Raw genomic sequence first — 1,113 nt, forward strand, 5'->3', positions numbered from 1 at the left:
TTCCATACATGTCAAGGGTAGGTAAGGTTTTTCGCGTTGCATCGAATTAATCCACATCATCCACCGCTTGTGCGGGTCCCCGTCAATTCCTTTGAGTTTTAATCTTGCGACCGTACTCCCCAGGCGGTCAACTTCACGCGTTAGCTACGTTACCAAGTCAATGAAGACCCGACAACTAGTTGACATCGTTTAGGGCGTGGACTACCAGGGTATCTAATCCTGTTTGCTCCCCACGCTTTCGTGCATGAGCGTCAGTATTGGCCCAGGGGGCTGCCTTCGCCATCGGTATTCCTCCACATCTCTACGCATTTCACTGCTACACGTGGAATTCTACCCCCCTCTGCCATACTCTAGCCCGCCAGTCACAAATGCAGTTCCCAGGTTAAGCCCGGGGATTTCACATCTGTCTTAGCGGACCGCCTGCGCACGCTTTACGCCCAGTAATTCCGATTAACGCTTGCACCCTACGTATTACCGCGGCTGCTGGCACGTAGTTAGCCGGTGCTTATTCTTCCGGTACCGTCATCCCCCCGGGGTATTAACCCAGAGGTTTTCTTTCCGGACAAAAGTGCTTTACAACCCGAAGGCCTTCTTCACACACGCGGCATTGCTGGATCAGGGTTTCCCCCATTGTCCAAAATTCCCCACTGCTGCCTCCCGTAGGAGTCTGGGCCGTGTCTCAGTCCCAGTGTGGCTGGTCGTCCTCTCAGACCAGCTACAGATCGTCGCCTTGGTAGGCCTTTACCCCACCAACTAGCTAATCTGCCATCGGCCGCCCCTGTAGCGGGAGGTCCGAAGATCCCCCCCTTTCCTCCGTAGAGCGTATGCGGTATTAATCCGGCTTTCGCCGGGCTATCCCCCACTACAGGACACGTTCCGATGTATTACTCACCCGTTCGCCACTCGCCACCAGGATTGCTCCCGTGCTGCCGTTCGACTTGCATGTGTAAGGCATGCCGCCAGCGTTCAATCTGAGCCAGGATCAAACTCTTCAGTTCAAACCTGTTACTGTTTTTCGGTTCAGTTACGAACCGGTCGCTCACTCAACGTACTGACGAATGATTAACCTGCCGGCGTGAATCCACCCCGACAGGAAAACCTTCCTTTAATACT

Annotated in this window: 1 rRNA gene; it reads right to left on the reverse strand. The window is 54.1% G+C overall.

Annotated elements, in window-relative coordinates:
• A 16S ribosomal RNA gene (locus M0D64_RS44805) occupies window positions 1–998 on the reverse strand; the annotation flags it as partial.
• Window positions 999–1,113 lie beyond the last annotated feature (115 nt).

The organism is Paraburkholderia sp. WS6 (genome assembly GCF_030464835.1).
GTDB classification, from domain to species: domain Bacteria; phylum Pseudomonadota; class Gammaproteobacteria; order Burkholderiales; family Burkholderiaceae; genus Paraburkholderia; species Paraburkholderia madseniana.